The sequence below is a fragment of the Candidatus Clostridium stratigraminis genome (assembly GCF_045310675.1).
GTDB lineage: Bacteria > Bacillota > Clostridia > Clostridiales > Clostridiaceae > Clostridium_AT > Clostridium_AT stratigraminis.
In genome coordinates this window covers 73,704-88,721 of sequence record NZ_JBJHZZ010000007.1, presented here as the reverse complement: position 1 = coordinate 88,721, position 15,018 = coordinate 73,704, and the positions used below count along the sequence as shown (strand labels likewise).

Sequence of the window (15,018 nt, the reverse complement as noted above, 5' to 3'; positions counted from 1 at the left end):
TTTTATTACAAAAAATGGAATTGTATAAAAGTTTTTATTATTATTTTTAATTAATTAATCTATTTATCTACATAGCTAATACCATATTTAACACACTTAAGAGACACAGTTCTATGGGTAAGCCCAAGGGCCTTTCCTGCCTTGTTGAAGCTTTTGTATTTTTTCATAGCAAGCTTTATAAGTTCTTTCTCGTATTCTTCTAAAGGAAGGATATCTCCATCTACTAAGTTAACTAGGCTAGTACTACTTTGCTTTATATTTGTTATATAAATAGGCAAGTCCTTTAGGGTTAATGAGCTGTTATCACATAGATTTATGGCTCTTTCAATTATATTCTGAAGTTCTCTTATATTGCCCGGCCAGTTATAGCTTTGCAAATATTGTATAGCCTCTTTATCAATATGAGAAATTTTCTTATTTAAGGTAAGGCTTAATTTATTGATAAAGTGCTCGATTAAAAGGTTTATATCTTCTTTTCTCTCTCGAAGGGGAGGAAGGGATATAGAGATAACATTTAATCTATAGTATAGGTCTTCTCTAAATTCGCCGCTTTTTAGCATTTCCTCTAAGTTTCTATTGGTAGCTGCTAGGACTCGTACATCTACCTTATGGGTTTCGTTGCTGCCTATGCTTTCAAATTCTTTTTCCTGAAGCACTCTTAAGAGTTTAACCTGCATAGTCCTTGGCATATCTCCAATTTCATCTAAGAAAATTGTACCCCCATCAGCTAGAAGGAATTTTCCAGGCTTATTTTTAGCGGCACCTGTAAAGGCTCCCTTTTCATAACCAAAAAGCTCGCTTTCCAAAAGATTTTCTGGGATAGCAGCACAATTTACACGTACAAAAGGCTTATCCTTCCTTTTGCTATGGTTGTGTATAGCCTTTGCAATTAGTTCCTTTCCTGTTCCGCTTTCACCTCGAATTAATACAGTGGAGGTGGAGTGTGATGCTTTTTCAGCAATTAGCAAGGCTTCCTTTAAGCTGCCACTTGAGCCAATAATATTAGCAAAGTGATTATTTTTTAAGGTGTGCTTTTGAAGCTCTTCTTTGTAGTAGTTTAGCTCTTCCTGATATTGCTCCAGTTTTTTAGCAAGCTCAGATATATCTTGAAATACACCAATAGCTCCTATTGCCTTATTATTTGAAATAATAGGAGAACGGTTTGTAATTACAATATGTTCATTTATCTGCATAGTTTCGCCAGTGCTCTTTTCTTTGGTTTTTATAACCTTTGGAAGACAGGAATAGGGAATAACTTCATTTATATTTCTTCCAAGTACCTCACTTATATTTTTATTTACTAGTTTTAAGGTATATTCATTTGCAGAGGTTACATTGGAATTGGCATCTATAACTATTACACCTAGAGGCAGGTTTTCTAAGATCTGTTCATTGGCAATTGTATTTTCTTCTATTAAGGCATCTATATTAGTCAATATTTTTCCTTGAGGCTCGATTTGTGTTGTTATAAAATTACATAATTCTAGAACAGAATTTCTTCCGGCTGTTGTTTCCTCAATTGAAGAAATTTCTACAATCTCGTTTTCTCTGATTTTTAAGGATAAAAGAGCAAGCATACTAATAGCTATAGGATCCTTACTATCTAGCTTTCTTATATAAAGATTTATATTATATTTTCCCTTAAGTTCTGCGGCCTTATGAACTATCATGGCAGCAATTCTTGTATGCACTCCGTTTTGAACATTTACAACTATACTATTTTTATACATGGCCTTCTCCTGTTGATAAAAAATATCAAGTATGCTATAATATTGATAAAAAGTATCAATATTATGATACACTAAGTATTTTATTATGTCTAGATTAATATTAGCACAAAAACTAAAGTATAAATATTGTTCCTTTGATAGAAAATATCAAGTGAAATATTAAGATTGCTTGAATTTAGGCATTTTTAAATTTGGCATAAAACTTGCTGTTAATATAATAGTATAGATATTATTATATTTTTATAAGGAGTGTATTGGTATATGAAGAAAGGAATTGCAGCTTCAAGAGGCTATGCTATTGGAAAGGTAGCTCTAAAAGTTAAAAAAGAGCAAACTATTATAGAAAGAAAAATTGAGAATATAGAAGAAGAGAAAATCAGATTTGATGAAGCTGTTGAAAAGTCAAGATTGCAGCTAACAAAGATTAAGGAAAAGACAAAAGTAGAAATGGGAGATGATAAGGCAGAGGTTTTTGAAAGTCATTTAATGCTTTTAGATGACCCTGAATTTACAGGCTCTGTTGTAAGCAGTATTGAAGGCAATCAGATAAATTCAGAAAAGGCTTTAAAGGATGTTGTAGATATGTTTCTTTCCATGTTTGAAGCTATGGATGATGAATACATGAGAGAAAGAGCAGCAGACGTTAAAGACGTAGGTAATAGAATACTCAATAACCTGCTTGGAATAGCTATGGAGGGTATGGGCAGCTTGGACAACAACACTGTTGTTGTTGCACATGACTTAACACCATCAGATACAGCAGAGCTTGATAAGAGTAAGGTTATAGCCTTTTTAACTAACATTGGAGGAAGAACCTCTCATAGTGCTATTATGGCTAGAACCTTAGAGATTCCAGCTGTTGTTGGACTCGGAGATATAACCGAGGCAGTTAAAAATGGGGATAGGATTATTGTTGATGGAATAGAGGGTACAGCAATTATAAATCCTACTGAGGCTGAAATAAAAGAATACACAGCTAAGAAGGAAAAATTAGAAGCTGAGAAGGAAGAACTGAAAAAGCTTATAAAGCTTGAGACTAGAACAAAACAAGGTAAGAGGGTTGAAGTTGTAGGTAATATAGGAAAGCCAGAGGATGTACTTAGGGTAATTGAAAATGGCGGAGAAGGAGTTGGTCTCTTTAGAACTGAATTCTTATATATGGATAGAGAAACAATGCCATCTGAAGAAGAACAGTTTAAAGCCTATAAATTTGTAGCGGAAAAGCTTGATGGAAAGCCTGTTGTTATAAGAACTCTAGATATTGGTGGGGATAAGAAGCTTCCTTATTTACCTTTGCCAGAGGAAATGAATCCATTCTTAGGCTATAGAGCTATAAGAATTTGTTTAGATAAGGTTGATTTATTTAAGATTCAGCTTAGAGCACTTTTAAGAGCCTCAGCCTTTGGAAACATAAAAATAATGTTTCCTATGATATCATCCTTATCAGAATTTATACAGGCAAAGGATATATTAAATCAGTGTAAAGAGGAATTAAAAAGTGAAGACAAAAATTTTAATGAAGCCTTAGAAACTGGAATAATGGTAGAAATTCCTGCTGCTGCAGTTATGGCAGATGAACTTGCAAAGCATGTAGACTTCTTCAGTATTGGGACAAATGATTTAATCCAGTACACATTAGCAGCTGACAGAATGAATGAGAAGATTTCTTATCTTTACAACCCAATGCACCCAGCTGTACTTAGACTTATAAAAATGACGATAGATGCAGCTCACAAGGAAGGCAAATGGTGTGGAATGTGCGGAGAAATGGCAGGAGAGGAAACAGCTATAGAAACACTATTAGAGTATGGATTAGATGAATTCTCCATGAGTGCTTCTTCAATATTAAGAGCTAAGCAGATAATTATAAATAAATAATACGTAACAAGAGCCGCCCTATTGCATATAAGACAATAGGCGGCTCTTGACTTATTGGTAACTTTCTATATAATTTTTCGTATATAATAATAAACATACATGAATTAACATATTAAAGGTGGGGATTTAATAATGGAGGAGGATCTTAAACTAGTTTTAGAAATACTAAAAGGCAATATTGACAGCTTTAACATATTAGTTAATAAATATGAGCTAAGTATACTGCGATTTGTATATAACACTGTAAAAGATAAGGAAGCTGCAGAAGATATAACTCAGGAAGTTTTTATTACAGTTTATAATAAATTATATACCTTTAATAAAGAATATAAATTCTCGAACTGGCTTTATCAAATTGCTAGAAATAAATGCATTGATTACATAAGAAAGTATAAAAGAGTATATGAAGCAAATGTTGAAGAGGTGGGAGAAATGGTATCTAAAGAGATATCCCCAGAACAAAGTACAGAATTTAAAGAAGTTAAGAAATTAGTGGAGGGTTTTATAGAGACCTTAAGCGATACAGATAAGCAGATTATTTTGCTTAGGTACTCAGACGAAAACATGACCTTTTCAGATATTGCAGAGGTACTTAGGCTTGGGGAGTCTGTTGTGAAAAAAAGGTATTATAAGACTAGGGAGAGATTTAGAGAATATAGAATCATAAAGGAAATGGGGTGTAGATAATGGATTGCAATATATTTAAGAAAAGAATCAACGATATGCTTGAAGATAATTTATCCTACGACCTCAGAAAGGCTATGCTTGAACATGCAGAGAGCTGTAATAACTGCAGTACCTTATTTAAGGAAGAGCTGGAGATGGACGATATATTTAAGGCAGGCTTAGTAGTAGAAATGCAAAATTTTAGAAGCTTAAGGAGTGATATTATGAAAAACATCGATAAAAATAAATATGGTACAGGTTCTGGTAAAAAGTTAATTAGGCATTTTAAAAGTCATATTACAACCTATAGCTCTTTAATAGCCATTGTAGCAGTTTTTGCCTTCCTAATTCCCTATGTTAAAACCCATGGACTTTTAGGCGTAAACAAAACAGCTAGTATGGCTCCACAAAATCAAGTAATGTCAACAAAAGAGGCGGCAAGCAGCAGTACCGCAGATAAGTCACAAACCGATAATTCCCAAAAATATGATCAAAAATCCGGCAGTGCTTTGAAAGTTAATTCCTATATGCCGCAATTTGAAAAGAAACAATTAAGTAAAGACTTTACTGTAAAATTTAATACTCCATGGGAAACATCTGTAAGTAATAAGTTTAGTGCAACTGTTGAAGGTAAGGGCACTGAAGCTATAGAAGAAGGTATTGCAAGCATTATAGTAAAAAATTCAAGCAGTAAAGATCAGTGGAGCTTTAGCCTAATTAATAATGATAAGCAATATACGCCTAAAGCAGTTAAATGGATTGATGATGAAAATCTTTTAGTAATTGTAGGACATGGCCAAGGCATGGTTGATCTTGGCGGAGAATTATATATTCTTAATGTAAATACTGGACATATTGCAAAGGCTGATCCACAAAATACAGCAAAATTAAATACACTATCTCAAATTACTAAAATTAAATCAGTTAAAGCCATTAATGCAAATACTCTAAGTATTAATACTGAGGTTCTTGTATATGAAGATAATACGATGAATAAGAATCACAGCGAAAATAGAACTATAACCTCACCCTTTGGTGAAATTGTTAATACAATTAAGTAATTCAAAATTAAAAGCAGGATAATTCTCCTGCTTCTTTTACTGTTCTTGAAGTTATATTATAATAAGTAGTATGAAAGATAAATGGTTAAATATGTATTTATAATATGAGGTAGCTGCATGAATAATTCAATTGAACTATATAATAAAGCTGTAAGATTTTACAACGAAGGGTATATTGATAAAGCACTTGAATATTGTGAAAAAAGTATATCAAGTAATTTAAAAAATACAGCTGCTATAAATCTTAAAGGATTGCTGTATTATTTTAAGGGCGACCTAGATTCCGCTGAGGCCCTATGGAAGATGAACTTTCAGGTAAACAGAGACTTGGTATCAAAAAAATATTTAGAGGATATTAGAAATGATAGAGATAAGCTCCTTATTTATAAGGAAGCTTTAGCAACTATAAATGAATTAAGGCTTAAAGAAGCAGTAAATTTGCTAAAGAAATGCAAAGAGAGTGATTTTAATTGTATTAATGTAAAAAATTCTTTAACTATTTGTTATATAAAGCAAGGGGATTATAATGCTGCAGTTAAATTCATTGAGGAAGTACTTAAAATTGACAGGAAAAATGATATTGCGATAAAAAATAAAAAAGAACTTATAAGTTTAGGTATAGTGAAGAAAAAATTAAAATTTAAGTATATTGCTATACCAATTGCATGTATAATCATAGGTTTGGCTTTAGGTTTTGTAGTCAAAAATATAAACAAGGCAATAGCAGCCAAAAACAACATAAGTGAACAAGCTAAAATATCTGCAGGTAAAAACAATACAAATGAACCTGCCAAAGCTCCTACAGTTAGTAGTACTAATGCTGCAAATGATACAATAGCAGCAAATGAAAATACTAAAACTGTAAATGAAAATATATTTAAAAGTGAAGAGTTTAAAAGTGCTGTAACTAATCAAGACTATGAAAAACTGTACAGCATGGCAAATGAGTGGAAGGACAAAGAATTAAATATAAATGATAAGACCTTGCTTCAAAAAGGTATAGAACTACTACAAAGCAGCGGTATAGAATATTTTTATGGTAAAGGCAGACAAGCATTAACGTCAAAGGATTACAAAACTTCCGAAAAATATTTTACTATGGCTTGTGATTATGGGAAAGAATATTATCTATATCAGGATATACTATATATGTTAGGCTTCAGCTTTAAAAATGATAATCAAATTGATAAGTGCATAAAATATTATGAAGAATATGATAGTAAGTTTTCTAATGGCACCTATGAGCAAACAGTTTTGTATGATATGAGTTTAATTTATAAATCTGTAGATGTAAAATTAGCTAAAAATTATGCTTCAAGACTTACTAAGCAGTATCCTAAGTCTATTTATAATAATAGTGTAATAAATAATATTTTAGCTAAATAACGTTACAATGCTACACTTGATATATTAATTATAATAATATATAATATTAATATAATAAAATACCATCTAGGGGTATGTAAAGAGGTTAGAGTCTAAATGGACTTTTACGAGTAATTTGCGAGCGGAAGCGAGTAATCTTAAATTACTCAGTGTGACCACTAAAAGGAGGAAATAAAATGATTAAAGAAATAATGGATAATAATTTTGAAGATGAAGTAATGAAAGGCAATGAAGCTGTAGTTGTTGATTTTTGGGCTCCTTGGTGCGGACCTTGCAAAATGCTTGGACCAGTTTTAGAAGAACTAGAAAAGGACTATAACGGAAAAGTAAAGTTTGTAAAGGTTAATGTTGATAATAATCCAGTAGTATCACAAAAGTATAGGGTATCAAGTATACCAACAGTCATGGTGTTTAAGAATGGGTCTACTGTAGATACAATGGTTGGTTTTAGACCAAAGATAGCTGTTAAGGATTTAATTGAAAAGCATATTTAAGTTAAAGCTGCTTTAAGGCTGATAGGGGTGAAGGGTGTGTCGCAAAGATATGATATAGCAATTGTGGGCAGTGGACCAGCTGGGTTATCTGCTGCTGTGAATGCTAAAATAAGAAATAAAAATATCATTGTTTTTGGAAGCAAGGATTTAAGTGCAAAGCTAACAATTGCTCCAAAGATTAATAACTACTTAGGGCTTCCTAATATAAGCGGCAGGGAATTAAAACATGAATTTGAAAAACACATTAAAGCTATGAACATCCATATAACTTATGAAAGAATCAATTCTATTTACGCAATGGGAGACTATTTTGCTTTAATGGTTAATGAGAAACTTTACGAAGCAAAAACAGTAATATTGGCAACTGGAGTTGAATACACAAAAGCCTTAAAGGGAGAAGAAAAATTTTTGGGCAAAGGTGTAGGCTATTGCGCTACCTGTGATGCACCCCTATATAAGGGTAAAATAGTAACTATCATAGGCTATAATAAAGATGCTGAAGAAGATGCTAATTATGTTAGTGAACTTGCTGCAAAAACCTATTATGTTCCAATGTATAAGAATGTGGGAAATCTAAAGGATATTATAGAAATTGTAGTTGATAGACCTATAGAAATAGCAGGAGATGATTTGGCTCACAGCTTATTACTTAAAAATAAGATTATAAAAACTGATGGTATCTTTATCTTAAAGGACAGTGTTCCGCCTGGGCAATTGGTTCCAGGTCTTACTATTGAAGAAGGTCATATAAAAGTAAATAGAAGCATGTTAACAAACATTGAAGGCTTATATGCAGCTGGTGATTGTATTGGAAAACCTTATCAATATATTAAGGCTGCAGGGGAAGGACAGGTTGCGGCATTAAACGCAGTTTCATACCTTGATAGTAAATAAATTTCACATAAAAGAACTCCTCAAAATTATTTGAGGAGTTCTTTTATGCCTATTTAATTTTTAAAAATTATTGATTAACTACGAAAAAAACATGGTTTCCTATAGGTTTTACATTAGCTTTTTCTATGTTCTTCATCCAATATGAAGTTGCAATTTTAGGATTATAGAAGAAAACTGCTTTATTTGTAGGATCTTTACCACTTAAAGCTTCTAATACTGCATCATAACTTGCTTTATCTGGTATGACATCTATTCGACCATTAACTAAACAAGAAAAGGCGTTTTTTTGCTTTATTACACCTTCAATAGATTTTGGAAAGCCTGGGCTTTGCAATCTGTTTAGTATAACAGAGGCAACAGCAACCTTTCCTTCATAGGGCTCAGACCTGCTTTCAGCATAAACTATTTGAGCCATTAAATAAACGTCGCTTTCTGTTACATAAATAGACTTTTGGTTATAGTTTAAAACTTGTATTGCGTCTATCTGCTCCTTGTATAAATCACAATCTAATTCACTAGCTGCTTTTACATTGGACAATGGTATAAATAAAAAGAAACATAAAAATAAAAATACTAAAGTGTATTTTTTCATTACAATCCTCCTTTTGCCTACGGGGTTAGCTGACGGGTTCGGTAAAGGCATAACCTACGAAATAACGATTCACCCCAAAAAAGTGGTTTCCCCGTGTTTTAAAATAAAAATAAAACTTAGGCTAATGATATTATTCCTCTATTTTTAAAAAAAATACAATATTTAAATAAAAAAATGACATACCATAAAAGGTATGCCAATATTGGTAATTTTAAGACTGTAATAAGTTTTTAAAATCAGTGTATGCTTTTAAAAAGTCACTATAATCCTTTATTACATTATTATATTTAGAAGTTGGTGATGCATATAATTCAGTAATTCTACTGCTGGTTAAATTGGCTTGGGAAAGTTTTTCATTATTTATAGAGTATAAAAGGCTTTCCATATAATTGTTGTATTCGTCTATACTTGTATTAAATGCCTTGTAACAGGTTATGGCCTTAGAAGGCACAGTTATATTTGAGAACTCCTGAGAAAGTTTGTCTAAGTTTGTTTTGTTATTATTAATATCAGAAATAACTGAATCAAAGTTTGAATTATTGGCCCTTGCAGCTATTATCTTATCTGAAAAATCAATTTTAATAGGTAAAAACTTTGCTATTATACCTTCCATGCTATCAACAAAGTCTAAATTCTGTTTTTGAATAATTTCATTATCTCTTTTAAGCCTTACTAGTTCGTTAACGTAGCTAGAGGTATTAACCACTAGAGTGCTTAGCTTATTATTAACTAAAGGTTTTATAGCTTTTAGCTTTATAAGGGAGTAGTATTTATTACAATCATCTTTGTATTTATTTAAATCGGCTCCTGCCTTATCTAAGTCATTTCCGTTAGGATTACTTAAAATTAAGTTAATCTGCTTGAAAATAAGTATATTTTTATCTATACCATTAAGTAGGTTATCATGATCTGCTTTATATTTCTCAACTGGAATAATTCCTTGAAGGCTATCCTTAATTTTCGACAAATTATCTATTTTTGCAGGTAGGTCTTTTCTAATTTTATCAGGATCAATAGTTTGTCCAACAATAAATGCTTCCGTGCTTGTGTTTTCTTGATTTATCTGATCCACGTAAGACTTAACAGCTTTTTCGTAAGTATTTAGGGACTTTCCAATTGAAAGATAATATGTGCCATAAAAGACCATGGATACTATTAATGCAAAGGCTAAAACTGACAAAATAATAATTAAATTTTTGTTTTTCTTTCGCTTCAATTTTGTGACCTCCTCTATGTTCCTAAGTAATGGCTTATAAATTATTTATACTATATTATTCTAGCATTCATATTAAAATTCCTTCTATGTTTAATTTTATTATAAATATATTTAATTTTATAATTCTGCGTATACTACTACAGCGTTTATTAGTGTATAATTGTATATATATATTGAAAAGAACAGGAGGGCGAAATCACTTGACAGAATTTTTTAAGATTATTTTTAACAGTATAAAGACAATAAGTCCATTTAACATTTTGGATATTATAGTGGTTTCCTATATATTTTATAAGGCTTATATGTTGATTAAAGAGACAAGGGCCGTCCAGCTACTAAAAGGAATTCTGCTAATTTTACTTTTACTTCCTATTAGTTCTTTTCTGCAGCTAAATATGCTTAACTGGATTTTAAGCAAAACCATAACTATAGGTGTACTTTCTATGATAATTATTTTTCAGCCTGAAATTAGAAGAGGTTTAGAGCACCTAGGAAGAAGTGCCTTTAATGATAGACATATATTAGAAGATGAAGAAATAATGGAGAAGGTAGTAGGCGAAGTAGTTGACGCTGTTGAGAATTTATCTAAATCTAAGACAGGGGCTCTTATTATAATTGAAAATCGTACTGGACTTGGTGATGTTATAGCAACGGGTACTAAACTTGATGCCATAGTTTCTTCAGCACTTTTAGAAAACATATTTGTTGTAAATACACCACTCCATGATGGAGCTACAATAATACGAAATGATAAGATTATCGCCTCTGGCTGTTTTCTTCCATTAACTAATAATGATGAGATTAGTAAAGCCCTTGGAACAAGACATAGAGCTGGACTAGGGATATCGGAGAATTCGGATGCGCTAACCATAATTGTATCTGAAGAAACTGGAAACATATCACTTGCGGTAAATGGTAAATTAACAAGAAATTATACAAAGGATAGGCTTAAAGATATTCTTGTAAGAATATTAAAAAGCAGGCAAAAAAAGAAATTAACCTTGAGAGAGAGGGTGAGGTTATGGAGCAAAAAAATACTTGGTTAATTAAAATATGCTGTATTATAGCGGCTTTTGCCCTTTGGCTTTACGTGACTAATGTTGAAAACAATAACAACTCTCAACCAATTTCTGTACCTGTAACTTTAGTAGGACAAGAAAACGTAACCTCACAAAAGCTTCAAATTCTTCCACCTTCTCAGCCCTATACTGTAACGTTGCACGTGAGAGGATCTCTATCAGATATAGCAATAGGCAAGGAACAATTTAAGGTAGTAGCAGATTTAAGTGAATTTCAATTTTCAAAGGGTACAAAAAATATACCTGTAAGGATTGAAAGGCAGCCGACTAACGTGTCAGTTTTAAATAGTGAAAGCTTATATGTAACTGTAAGCTTTGATACACTAGTAGAAAAAACATTACCTGTAAAGATAAATATTAATGGGAAGGTTAAAGATGGATACTATGCCCCTCAAAACTACTATATTAATCCAACTGATGTAGTTGTAAGCGGTGCTGCAAAGTATGTAGAACAAGTTAATAGTGTAGAAACAACTGTTGATTTAAAGTCTGCAGAAAAGGACTTAGGTTTTAAGCTTCCGCTTAAAGCTTTAGATGCCTCTGGGAAGGAAGTTAAAAATGTTGATATTAATCCTTCATATGTTGATGTTTCTATAGCCGTAAAAAAGATAAAGACTGTGAACATAAACGTAAAGACGAAGGGCAGCGTAAGTGGTGATTTAGCATTAAAATCTCTGCAGCTAGTACCTGATAAGATAGATATTGCCGGAGGAGATAATATTAATGATATTACTTCACTTGATACTGAGCCAATAGATTTAAGCACACTTACTCCAAATAAAACAGTAGTACTTAAGATTATTGTTCCAGATGGTGTGATTTTAACAAATAGTGATGGTACAGTAAAGGTAAAAGCCATAATGGATAAAATAATTCAAAAGAATTTTTCCTTAGATATAGGAATTAAAAATCTTAATGACTCTTATACTGCAGCTTTAAATAATCAAAGTGTTTCCTTAATTATCTCGGGACCTGAAAGTAAGGTAAATGCCCTTACTAATGCAGATTTTAATTGTTATATTGATTTAAATTCAATTGTAACTGAAGGGGAACACACTGTACCAGTTAGTCTAACAATTCCTGATGGAATTACAAAAATATCACAAAATCCGCAAAGTATAATTGCAAGTGTAAAGAAAAAGGCTTCACAAACTACAACTGGAAGTGGAGGACAATAATAGATGCCCATAAGAGTAAACAATATAATACTTGACATAGAGGAAGATAAAAATATATTAGAAGAAAAAGTTTTGAAAAAGCTGAGACTCACAAAGTCTCAGCTTAAATCAATTAAGGTCTTAAGAGAAAGTATTGATGCAAGAAAAAAGGATGATGTGAAATTTAATTACACATTAGAAGTTACTACAGAAAATGAGAAAGCACTTCTTGCAAAACTTAAAGATAAGGATTTAAAGCTTGAGACTATAAAATATACGGATGAAGTAATTTTTGGCACAAGAAAAATGAGAAACAGGCCAATAGTAGTTGGTATGGGACCGGCAGGTATATTTGCCGGCCTTTTATTAGCTAGAAAGGGATATAAGCCAATTATTATAGAAAGAGGACAAAAGGTAGAAGAAAGAACTATAAGCGTAAATAAGTTTTGGAGTACAGGTAAGCTTAATAAAGAAACCAATGTTCAATTTGGGGAAGGTGGAGCCGGTACCTTTTCAGACGGGAAATTAACAACAAGAATAAAGGATAATCGATGTGATTATGTACTAGAAGCCTTTGTTAAAGCTGGGGCACCCGAGGAAATACTTTACTTAAGCAAGCCCCATGTTGGGACAGATATTTTAAAGACCGTAGTAAGGAATATTAGAGAAGAGATTATAGAGCTTGGTGGGGAAGTAAGATTTAACAGTAAATTAGAGGATATAATCACTAAAAATGGCTATATTTGTGAAGCTATAGTTAATGGTGAAGGAATTCCCTGTGAAAACTTAGTACTGGCAATAGGACATAGCTCTAGGGATACCTATGAGATGCTGCAAAAGAATAATTTAAAGCTAACACCTAAACCTTTTGCTATTGGAGTTAGAATTGAACATCTTCAAAGCCTAATTGATGAAGCCCAATATGGCAGGTTTGCAGGGCATGAAAGATTAAAGGCTGCAGATTATAGACTTAGCTATTCCTCTAATAAATTAAATAGATCAATTTACAGCTTCTGTATGTGTCCTGGAGGAGAAGTAGTGGCAGCTGCTTCTGAGGAAAACAGATTAGTCACTAATGGTATGAGTTTTTATAGAAGAGATAAGGCAAATGCAAATTCAGCATTGGTAGTAAATGTAACACCTGAGGATTTTAAATCAGAAAGTCCTTTAAGCGGTATGGCATTTCAAAGGCATTACGAAGAATTAGCTTATAAATTAGGTGGAGGAAATTATACAGCTCCTATTCAATTAGTAGGTGACTTTTTAAAGGATAGACCCAGCAGTACAATAGGAAAAGTCCTTCCTAGCTATAAACCTGGTTGTGAGTTTCGGGAATTAAAAAACTGTCTCCCTGGATTTGTTACTGATGCTTTAAAGGAAGGATTAATAAATTTTGATAAAAAAATTAGAGGCTATGCTTCTGAAGATGCAGTTATGACTGGGATTGAAACAAGAACCTCTGCACCAGTTAGAATAGAAAGGAATGAAAACTTGCAGGTAAATAGAGCTTTAGGCCTATACCCAGCTGGAGAAGGTGCAGGTTATGCCGGTGGAATCATATCTGCTGCTGTAGATGGACTAAAGACAGCTGAGTCAATTATGAAGGAATGGGCACCTATAGAATAATTTTTTGAAGGCTTGAATTTCATTTATAATCTGATAAAATGGAATTATGGGGAAAATATTTATATTCTGAAAATAACGAACTTTTCAATGGGGGAAATTTATGAATAAAGAGGGGCTTATTCTTGTTATTAATCCAGGGTCTACTTCCACAAAAATAGCTTTATATTCAAAGGACACCAATCTATTAAATTCAAACTTAATTCATCCTCTAGAGGAAATTAAAAAGTTTGATAGAATTTATGACCAAAAAGAGATGAGGGTAAATATTATATTAGATTGGTTAAAGGAAAATAAAGTGGATTTTACCAAGCTTAATGCAGTAGTAGGCAGAGGCGGACTTTTAAAATCTATGCCTGGTGGAACCTACAATGTTACAGAGGAAATGTTAAAGGATTTAAAGATGGGCATACAAGGAGAACATGCCTCTAACTTAGGAGGTATAATTGCCTATGAGATAGCTAATATGGCAAAGGTTCCAGCCTTTATAGTGGATCCGGTAGCAGTAGATGAATTTGAAGAGGTTGCTAGAATTTCTGGCCACCCTTGTTTACCTCGAAGATCCCTTGTTCATGCTCTTAATATAAAAGCAGTAACAAGAAGGGTGTGTAATAAATTAGGGAAAAGCTTTGATAACAGTTCTTTTGTAGTTGTTCATTTAGGCGGTGGAATATCAATAGCACCAATAAAAAATGGAAGAATAATCGATGTGAATAATGCAAATGAAGATGGTCCTTTTTCGCCTGAAAGAGCTGGAGGCTTACCAGTAGGTGAAGTAGCCAAATTAGCATTTAGCGGTAAATACACTTACAAGGAACTGAAAAAGAAAATAGTAAGTGAAGCTGGTTTTATAGCTTATTTAGGGACAAATGACGGTAGAGAAGTAAATAGAAGAATAGATGAAGGAGACAAGAAGGCAGAACTTATTTTAAAAGCTCTTGCCTATCAAATTTCAAAGGAAATAGGTGCCTATGCAACAGCTCTATATGGGGAAATAGATGCAGTGATTATTACCGGAGGACTGGCTAACAATAAAAGATTAATGGACTTAATAGAAGAAATGGTAAGCTTTATAGCACCTGTAGAATACGTTCCTGGAGAGGATGAAATGACAGCTCTTTATGAAGGAGCCTTAAGAGTTTTAATGGGTCAGGAAAAAGCTAAAATATACGAAGACGAAGTTTATATAGATAGACAGCTTTAACTTAAGTTATCAGAATATTAAAAAACGAGGGAAAATTA

At 32.5% G+C, this 15,018-nt stretch carries 13 protein-coding genes and 1 riboswitch; of the genes, 10 read left to right on the top strand and 3 right to left on the bottom strand.

The genetic code is table 11. From position 1 onward, the window contains the following. Positions 1-59: 59 nt before the first annotated feature. Entirely contained in the window at positions 60-1,730 is a 1,671-nt protein-coding gene (locus ACJDUG_RS11370; RefSeq protein ID WP_406770014.1) for a sigma 54-interacting transcriptional regulator, read from the bottom strand. 261 nt (positions 1,731-1,991) lie between these two features. On the opposite strand from ACJDUG_RS11370, the gene ptsP reads away from it, so the two are divergent. From ptsP to ACJDUG_RS11340, 6 genes are all read left to right on the top strand, one after another. Then, positions 1,992-3,608 (top strand): phosphoenolpyruvate--protein phosphotransferase, encoded by a 1,617-nt coding sequence (gene ptsP, locus ACJDUG_RS11365; RefSeq protein ID WP_406770013.1) that lies wholly within the window; start codon positions 1,992-1,994, stop codon positions 3,606-3,608. Between the two features lie 132 nt (positions 3,609-3,740). Beyond that, positions 3,741-4,295 (top strand): RNA polymerase sigma factor, encoded by a 555-nt coding sequence (locus ACJDUG_RS11360; protein WP_406770012.1) that lies wholly within the window; start codon positions 3,741-3,743, stop codon positions 4,293-4,295. Further along, on the top strand, positions 4,295-5,335 hold the full coding sequence (locus ACJDUG_RS11355) for a DUF4652 domain-containing protein (protein WP_406770011.1): 1,041 nt from the start codon (positions 4,295-4,297) through the stop codon (positions 5,333-5,335). The genes ACJDUG_RS11360 and ACJDUG_RS11355 overlap by 1 nt, the downstream gene beginning before the upstream one ends. A 117-nt stretch (positions 5,336-5,452) precedes the next feature. Then, a complete protein-coding gene (locus ACJDUG_RS11350; RefSeq protein WP_406770010.1) occupies positions 5,453-6,721 on the top strand; it encodes a tetratricopeptide repeat protein in 1,269 nt (422 codons plus the stop codon). A gap of 176 nt (positions 6,722-6,897) precedes the next feature. Continuing rightward, positions 6,898-7,215 (top strand): thioredoxin, encoded by a 318-nt coding sequence (trxA, locus tag ACJDUG_RS11345; protein ID WP_406770009.1) that lies wholly within the window; start codon positions 6,898-6,900, stop codon positions 7,213-7,215. Between the two features lie 36 nt (positions 7,216-7,251). After that, positions 7,252-8,109 (top strand): NAD(P)/FAD-dependent oxidoreductase, encoded by an 858-nt coding sequence (locus ACJDUG_RS11340; protein ID WP_406770008.1) that lies wholly within the window; start codon positions 7,252-7,254, stop codon positions 8,107-8,109. A 67-nt stretch (positions 8,110-8,176) separates the two neighbouring features. Here ACJDUG_RS11340 and ACJDUG_RS11335 read toward each other — a convergent pair whose 3' ends face one another. After that, a complete protein-coding gene (locus ACJDUG_RS11335; protein WP_406770007.1) occupies positions 8,177-8,701 on the bottom strand; it encodes a cell wall hydrolase in 525 nt (174 codons plus the stop codon). Continuing rightward, a riboswitch (cyclic di-AMP (ydaO/yuaA leader) is annotated at positions 8,702-8,834 on the bottom strand. Positions 8,835-8,912: 78 nt separating this feature from the next. Beyond that, positions 8,913-9,917 carry a hypothetical protein gene (locus ACJDUG_RS11330; RefSeq protein WP_406770006.1) on the bottom strand — a complete coding sequence of 335 codons (1,005 nt, stop codon included), beginning with the start codon at positions 9,915-9,917 and terminating at the stop codon, positions 8,913-8,915. 200 nt (positions 9,918-10,117) lie between these two features. On the opposite strand from ACJDUG_RS11330, the gene cdaA reads away from it, so the two are divergent. From cdaA to buk, 4 genes are all read left to right on the top strand, one after another. Beyond that, on the top strand, positions 10,118-10,963 hold the full coding sequence (gene cdaA, locus ACJDUG_RS11325) for a diadenylate cyclase CdaA (protein ID WP_406770005.1): 846 nt from the start codon (positions 10,118-10,120) through the stop codon (positions 10,961-10,963). Continuing rightward, complete coding sequence (locus tag ACJDUG_RS11320) at positions 10,939-12,174, top strand: CdaR family protein (RefSeq protein ID WP_406770004.1); 1,236 nt, start codon at positions 10,939-10,941, stop codon at positions 12,172-12,174. The genes cdaA and ACJDUG_RS11320 overlap by 25 nt, the downstream gene beginning before the upstream one ends. 3 nt (positions 12,175-12,177) lie before the next feature. Beyond that, the gene (locus tag ACJDUG_RS11315; RefSeq protein ID WP_406770003.1) at positions 12,178-13,779 is read left to right on the top strand and encodes an NAD(P)/FAD-dependent oxidoreductase; all 1,602 of its coding nucleotides are present in this window, start codon (positions 12,178-12,180) and stop codon (positions 13,777-13,779) included. 100 nt (positions 13,780-13,879) lie between these two features. Beyond that, entirely contained in the window at positions 13,880-14,980 is a 1,101-nt protein-coding gene (gene buk, locus ACJDUG_RS11310; RefSeq protein WP_406770002.1) for a butyrate kinase, read from the top strand. The last annotated feature ends 38 nt before the right edge of the window (positions 14,981-15,018 follow it).